Source organism: Kitasatospora sp. NPDC001175 (assembly GCF_053598215.1).
Window position 1 is genome coordinate 77,169 of record NZ_JBSFJU010000037.1, and the last position, 6,855, is coordinate 84,023.

A 6,855-nucleotide genomic window follows, 5' to 3' on the forward strand; every position below is an offset into this window, starting at 1 on the left:
CGCCCCAGGTCAGCCCCACCCACCAGCCCACCCGCCGGGATCCCGCCCCGTCTCCGCCCGCCCCGCCGCCCCTCCGGTTCCTGCCGCGCTCCGGGCCGCTCCCACCGCTGGCCGGCATCCCCCGGCACGAAAACCGTTGGCCGGTTGTCAGAGCCGTGCGCTAGGTTCTGCTCAGTCGGAGAACGACCGGTTCCCCGGGGGGAGGCGCGGCATGTCAACACCACCAGTGGCAACGGAGCAGCAGTGGTTGGCGGCCTACCAACCGTCCGCCTACCCGCCGATTGCCGTCACCGTCGACGTCGTCGCGCTGACCTTGAGCCAGGGCAGGCTGCACGTCCTGCTCGTCCGACGCGGTGAGCCGCCCTTCCAGGGCTGCTGGGCACTACCCGGCGGCTTCCTCCGCGCCGGCAAGGAGAGCCTGGAGCAGGCCGCGGTCCGCGAACTCGCCGAGGAGACGGGCCTACGGCTCGGCACCGACCCGGGCACCGCACTGGGCCGGATCCACCTGGAACAGCTCGGTACCTACGGAGACCCGGGCCGCGACCCACGGATGCACGTCGTCTCGGTCGCGTACCTGGCCTTCGCCCCTGACCTGCCGGCCCCCCAGGCCGGCACCGACGCGGCAGCCGCCGCATGGCACGGGGTCGACTCGGTCGACCTCGCTGCCACCCGGGCCTCCGGCCCGTCCGCCGAGGCCCACGGGGGTGGCGTCGGCGGACGGGTCGGGGCCCGCTCCACCACCCCGACGACCGCCCGGGCCGCCAGGGACAGCACCACCACGACCGAGTGCCCCACCGCCGGCGAGGACACCACCGCATCCCAGGGCACCGACCCGGCCGAGGGCACCGCCATCGCCCTCGCCTTCGACCACGCCCGCATCCTCTCCGACGGCCTGGACCGCGCCCGCGCCAAGCTCGAGTACAGCCCACTGGCCACCGCCTTCCTCGGCCACGACTTCACCATCCCCGAGCTGCGCGCCGTCTACGAGGCGGTATGGGACGAGAAGCTCCACCCGGGCAACTTCCACCGCAAGGTCCTCTCCGTCCCCGGTTTCGTCGAGGGCACCGGCACCACCGCCGATCGCGGCGGGGCCCGCGGCGGCCCCCGGGCCCGCTGCTACCGCTCCGGCGACGCCCAGTACCTCCACCCACCGCTGCTCCGCCCCACCCGCGAGGGCGAACCGGCCGCACCCGGGTCCGCGGGCCACCCCGGGCCACTACCATCCACCCCATGACCACTCAGCAGGCCGACCACCCCGCCGAACGCCGGCCCTTCGGTCCGGGCACGCACTGCCACTGGTGCGGCACGGCCTACCCGGCCGGCACCGTCGCCTGGCCCCGCACCTGCCCGGGCTGCGGTGAGATCAGCTACCGCAACCCGCTGCCCGTCGTGGTCACCCTGCTCCCCGTCAGCACCGCCGACGGCCAGGCCCTGACCGTCATCCGCCGCACCATCGAGCCCGGCTACGGCAAACTCGCCCTCCCCGGCGGCTACGTGGACTACGGCGAGAGCTGGCAGCAGGCCTGCGTACGCGAACTCCGCGAGGAGACCGGCATCGTGGCCGAGGCCGAGCAGATCACCCTGGTCGCCACCGACTCCGACCGGGCCGGCGGCTTCCTCTGCCTCTTCGGCCTGCTGCCCGCACGCGACCTCGCCGACCTGCCGCCCTCCGAACCCACCGACGAGACGGACGGCTGGCAGCTGATACCCGCGCCCGTCCAACTCGCCTTCCCCTTCCACACCCGAGTCTCCACGGCCTGGTTCCAGGGCGCCTACGCCCACCTCTGACCCGGCCCGTCCCGACCCCCGCACCACTGACTGCTGCCCAGGAGACCTGGCGCAGCCGACGATCACATGGCATGGTCTGCACCGTCAGTGCCAGCCGGACGGGATCCGCCACGAGCACCCCCGTCCCCACCCCCGGCCGGGAGACCACCGTGAGCACCCCCACCCAGGACCAGCCCCTCTGGCGGCCCGACCCCGCTCGCGCCGCCGGCACCCAGCTGGTGGCCTTCCAGACCTGGGCCGCCGAGCACCACGGCGCCCCGGCCGGGCCCCTCGCCCCGACCACCGACGACGCCCAGGCCGCCGCCCGCTATGCTGCCCTGCACACCTGGTCCACCGAAGACCTGGAACGCTTCTGGACGGCCGTCACGCAGTGGTTCGACGTCCGATTCTCCACCGCACCCGACACCGTCCTCGCCGGCCGATCCATGCCCGGCGCCCGCTGGTTCCCCGGCGCCCGCCTCAACTACGCCGAGCACGCCCTCCGTTACGCGGACGACCCGGCCCACGCCGACCGCCCGGCGATCCTCCACCTCGACGAGACCACCGAGCAGCCCACCGAACTCAGCTGGGCCGAGCTGCGCCGCCAGGTCGCCTCCCTCGCCGAGGCCCTCCGCGCCCAGGGCGTCCGCCCCGGTGACCGCGTCGGCGCGTACCTGCCAAACATCCCGCAGGCCGTGGTCGCCCTGCTGGCCACCGCCGCCGTCGGCGCCGTCTGGACTTCCTGCGCCCCCGACTTCGGCGCCCGCAGCGTCCTCGACCGCCTCCAGCAGATCGAGCCGGTGGTCCTGTTCACCGTCGACGGCTACCACTACGGCGGCAAGGACCACGACCGCACCGAGGTCGTCGCTGAACTCCGCCGTGAACTCCCCACCCTGCGCGCCGTCGTACACGTCCCGCTGCTCGGCGCCCCGGCCCCGGAAGGCGCCCTCCACTGGGACGGCCTGGTCGGCGCCGACACCGCGCCCGTCTTCGAACAGGTCCCCTTCGACCACCCGCTCTGGGTGCTCTACTCGTCCGGCACCACCGGCCTCCCCAAGGCCATCGTCCAGAGCCAGGGCGGCATCCTCGTCGAACACCTCAAGCAGGCCGCCCTGCACCTCGACCTCACCCCCGAGGACCGCTTCCTCTGGTACACCTCCACCGGCTGGATGATGTGGAACTTCCTCGTCGCCGGTCTCCTGGTCGGATCCACGATCGTCACCTACGACGGCAGCCCCGGCCACCCCGACACCGGAGCCCTCTGGTCCGTTGCCGCCCGGACCCGCGCCACCGTCCTCGGTACCTCCGCCGCCTACGTGATCGCCAGCCGCAAGGCGGGACTGCACCCCGGCCGCGACCTCGACCTCGGCGCGGTGCGCTGCGTCGGCACCACCGGCTCCCCGCTTCCGCCCGACGGCTTCCAGTGGATCTACGACGAGGTCAAGCAGGACGTCTGGCTCGCCTCCGTCAGCGGCGGCACCGACATCTGCAGCTGCTTCGTCGGCGGCGTCCCCACCCTCCCGGTGTACCTCGGCGAGATCCAGGCCCCCTGCCTGGGCGCCGCCGTCGAGTCCTGGGACGTCCAGGGGCACCCCCACACCGACCAGGTCGGCGAACTGGTCGTCACCAAGCCGCTCCCGTCCATGCCCACCGGCTTCTGGAACGACCTCGACGGCCGCCGCTACCAAGACAGTTACTTCGACATGTACCCGGGCGTCTGGCGCCACGGCGACTGGATCACCACCACCTCCCGCGGCACCGTCGTCATCCACGGCCGCTCCGACTCCACCCTCAACCGCCAGGGAGTCCGGATGGGCTCCTCGGACATCTACGAGGTCGTCGAGCGCCTGCCCGAGATCGCCGAATCCCTGGTCATCGGCCTGGAGGAAGCCGACGGCGGCTACTGGATGCCGCTCTTCGTCGTCCTCGCCCCCGGCGCCGAACTCGACGACGCCCTCCGCACCCGCATCCGCACCTCCCTGCGTGAACAGCTCTCCCCGCGCCACGTCCCCGACGAGGTCATCGCGGTCAAGGGCCTCCCGCACACCCTCACCGGCAAGCGGATCGAGGTCCCGGTCAAGCGACTGCTCTCCGGCACCCCCCTCGACCAGGCGGTCAACCCCGGCTCCGTCGACAACCTCGACCACCTGCGCTTCTTCGAGACCCTCGGCCGCGAACGCCGGGCCTGACCGCACCTCGCGACGTGAGAGGTGCGCCCCTCACCAGGGGCGCACCTCTCACCGCTCACCTCATTCGCCGGACAGCACCTGCTGCGCCGCGGCCCGCGCCTCCTCGGCGGTGTCGGCGGCCCGCGCCGCCTCGGCCGCCCGCCGGCACTGTGCCAGCGTGTACTTGGCCAGTGCGGTGCGCACATACGGGATCGACGCCGCACCCATCGACAGGCTGGTCACTCCGAGACCGGTCAGCACACAGGCCAGCAGCGGGTCGGACGCGGCCTCACCGCAGACACCGCAGCTCTTGCCGGTGGCCCGGCCCGCGTCCGCGGCGGCGGCGATCAGGTCGAGCAGCGCCGGCTGCCACGGGTCCTGCAGCCGCGCCAGCGCACCCACCTGACGGTCGGCCGCAAAGGTGTACTGCGCAAGGTCGTTGGTCCCCAGCGACAGGAACTCGACCTCCTGCAGGATCGAGCGGGCCCGCAGCGCAGCCGACGGAATCTCCACCATCGCACCGAACTTGGCCGCCAGCCCGGCCTCCCGGCAGGCCTCGGCGAACGCCTTGGCGTCCAGCCGGTCGGCCACCATCGGCGCCATCACCTCAAGGTGCACCGGCAGACCCTCGGCAGCCTTGGCCAGCGCCCGGAGCTGGCCCCGCAGCACCTCGGGGTGGTCCAGCAACGTACGCAGGCCGCGCACACCCAGCGCCGGGTTCGGCTCGTCCGCGGGGGTCAGGAAGTCCAGTGGCTTGTCCGCGCCGGCATCCAGCACCCGCACCACGACCCGGCTCTCCGGGAAGGCCTCCAGCACCTTGCGGTAGGCCTCGACCTGCTTCTCCTCGCTCGGCGCCTTCGCCGAGTCGTCGAGGAACAGGAACTCGGTGCGGAACAGTCCGACCCCCTCCGCACCCGCTTCCAGCGCGGCCGGCAGGTCTGCCGGCCCACCGACGTTGGCGAGCAGCGGCACCTTGTGCCCGTCGGAGGTCTGCCCCGGACCGGACGAGGCCGCCATCGCGGCCTTCCGCTCGGCCGCGGTCTTCCGCAGCTCAGCCTGCTTCTCCTCGGACGGGTCGACCAGCACTTCGCCGGTGCTGCCGTCCACCGCCACCAGCCGGCCCTCGGCGAGTCCGGTCGCACCCGGCAGCGCGACGACGGCCGGAACTCCCATGGCCCGCGCCAGAATTGCACTGTGGCTGGTCGGCCCGCCCTCCTCGGTCACGAAACCGAGCACCAGCGTCGGGTCCAGCAAGGCGGTGTCGGCCGGCGCGAGGTCCCGGGCGAACAACACGTACGGCTCGTCGCTGTCCGGCACGCCCGGCATCGGCACACCCATCAGCCGGGCGACGATCCGGTTGCGGACGTCGTCCAGGTCGGCGACCCGCCCGGCCAGGTAGTCACCCGCCGCCGACAACAGCGCCCGGTACGCGGCGAAGGCGTCGTACACCGCGCGCTCCGCACTGCTGCCGACCGCGATCCGCCGGCTGACGTCGGCCATCAGCTCGGGATCCTGCGCCATCAGCGCCTGCGCCTCCAGCACGGCCTGGGCCTCGCCACCGGCCAGGTTGCCACGAGCGATCAGATCCGCCGCCACCGCGTCCACGGCCGCCTGCGCACGAGCCTGCTCACGCGGCGCTTCCTCGGTCGGAATCTGAGTGGCGGGCGGTTCGAGAGCCGCAGTACCCATGTGCCGGACCTGGCCGATCGCGACACCATGGCTGACGCCTACGCCGCGCAGTGCCTGTTCCATCTTCGTGAGTTCCTTTCACCCGCAATCCGGCCACGCGCCACTCCTGCTGGCACTCGTCGGGACCGGACCGGGCTCGTCCGTCTCTGGGGTCACTACGGGTGGTGGCCGCTCCGCGGCCCGATAGTGCGGTGCGCCGTCCCACACGAGCTGGAGGGACGGCGCACGGTGCGCGTGTACCCGGAATCAGTTCCAGGTGAACAGCTCGCCGCCGATGGCGACCTCACCGCTCTCGACAACCTCACCGAGCTGCTCGGCGGACGCCTCCAGCGCGACGATCGGCGAGATCGGGGACTTGCCCGCCGCCTCGACGGCCGCCGGGTCCCACTTGATGACCGGCTGACCACGCTTCACCTGGTCGCCCTTGCTGACCAGTAGCTCGAAGCCCTCGCCGTTCAGCTGCACGGTGTCGATCCCGAGATGGACCAGCACGCCGTGGCCGTCCGCATCCATCACCACGAACGCGTGCGGGTGCATCGACACCACCAGACCGTCCACCGGCGCCACCGCCGCAGTGGGCTCCCGCACCGGGTCGACGGCGGTGCCGGGACCCACCATGGCGCCGGCGAAAACGGGGTCGGGCACATTGGCCAGCCCGACAGCGCGACCGGCCAGCGGTGAGGTCACAGTGGTCATGGTGGAGCCTCCCAAGTACGGAGCACATCGTGCCGCCGCGGGCAGCGACGGAGACATCGACTGAAGCGTAAATCATGCCAAGTTGGGACATATCGCAAGAGTCTCGCGGGTGGAAACAGCGGTGTCCCGCCCGGCCGTCGGCCGGGCACCACACCGATGAGACCGGCCCGCAGCCCAGACGGCGACGATCCCCGCGAACTCAAGTGGTCTAGTCCTCTTGCCCAATGCGCCGCACTCTACGGCATGCGGGCGGCCCCCGACGATCGTGGCGACCGGTGCCTCGGGCGGGCGCCCCGCATCCGATCGGGTGACAGTGGCCGCGTCCCGATTAGGCGCTGGCGCCAGAAGCGGCTATTGTTGCTCAGGTCGCCGCGCTTCAGCGGTGAACGGAGCAAGTCAGATCGGTAAACACCTGGTCAACGCCAGGAAAACGGATCTGCTAAGCTGGAAACACGAAAGAACGAAGCGCCCGGAGGTTCCGCTGGAAGGCGGTCCGAAGGAAGCGTCCGTTCCTTGAGAACTCAACAGCGTGCCA

5 protein-coding genes are annotated in these 6,855 nt (G+C 72.2%); 3 read left to right on the forward strand and 2 right to left on the reverse strand.

Annotated elements, in window-relative coordinates; genetic code table 11:
* Nucleotides 1-211: 211 nt before the first annotated feature.
* From ACWDAK_RS24860 to ACWDAK_RS24870, 3 genes are all read left to right on the forward strand, one after another.
* A complete protein-coding gene (locus ACWDAK_RS24860; RefSeq protein WP_344640029.1) occupies nt 212-1,234 on the forward strand; it encodes an NUDIX hydrolase in 1,023 nt (340 codons plus the stop codon).
* On the forward strand, nt 1,231-1,788 hold the full coding sequence (locus ACWDAK_RS24865) for an NUDIX domain-containing protein (protein WP_344640028.1): 558 nt from the start codon (nt 1,231-1,233) through the stop codon (nt 1,786-1,788). Before ACWDAK_RS24860 ends, ACWDAK_RS24865 begins: the two co-directional genes overlap by 4 nt.
* A gap of 149 nt (nt 1,789-1,937) precedes the next feature.
* Nucleotides 1,938-3,956, forward strand: a complete 2,019-nt coding sequence (locus tag ACWDAK_RS24870; protein ID WP_344640027.1) for an acetoacetate--CoA ligase — start codon at nt 1,938-1,940, stop codon at nt 3,954-3,956.
* Nucleotides 3,957-4,016: 60 nt separating this feature from the next.
* Here ACWDAK_RS24870 and ptsP read toward each other — a convergent pair whose 3' ends face one another.
* Both ptsP and ACWDAK_RS24880 read right to left on the reverse strand, forming a co-directional pair.
* Entirely contained in the window at nt 4,017-5,687 is a 1,671-nt protein-coding gene (gene ptsP / locus ACWDAK_RS24875; protein WP_344640026.1) for a phosphoenolpyruvate--protein phosphotransferase, read from the reverse strand.
* A 183-nt stretch (nt 5,688-5,870) separates the two neighbouring features.
* Nucleotides 5,871-6,320 carry a PTS sugar transporter subunit IIA gene (locus ACWDAK_RS24880; RefSeq protein ID WP_344640025.1) on the reverse strand — a complete coding sequence of 150 codons (450 nt, stop codon included), beginning with the start codon at nt 6,318-6,320 and terminating at the stop codon, nt 5,871-5,873.
* Nucleotides 6,321-6,855: the final 535 nt, after the last annotated feature.

Excerpts from the sequence above, each read along its gene's own strand:
- ACWDAK_RS24860 (WP_344640029.1), top strand. The coding sequence starts at position 212 with ATGTCAACACCACCAGTGGCAACGGAGCAGCAGTGGTTGGCGGCCTAC.
- ACWDAK_RS24865 (WP_344640028.1), top strand. The coding sequence starts at position 1,231 with ATGACCACTCAGCAGGCCGACCACCCCGCCGAACGCCGGCCCTTCGGT.
- ptsP (WP_344640026.1), bottom strand. The coding sequence starts at position 5,687 with ATGGAACAGGCACTGCGCGGCGTAGGCGTCAGCCATGGTGTCGCGATC.
- ACWDAK_RS24880 (WP_344640025.1), bottom strand. The coding sequence starts at position 6,320 with ATGACCACTGTGACCTCACCGCTGGCCGGTCGCGCTGTCGGGCTGGCC.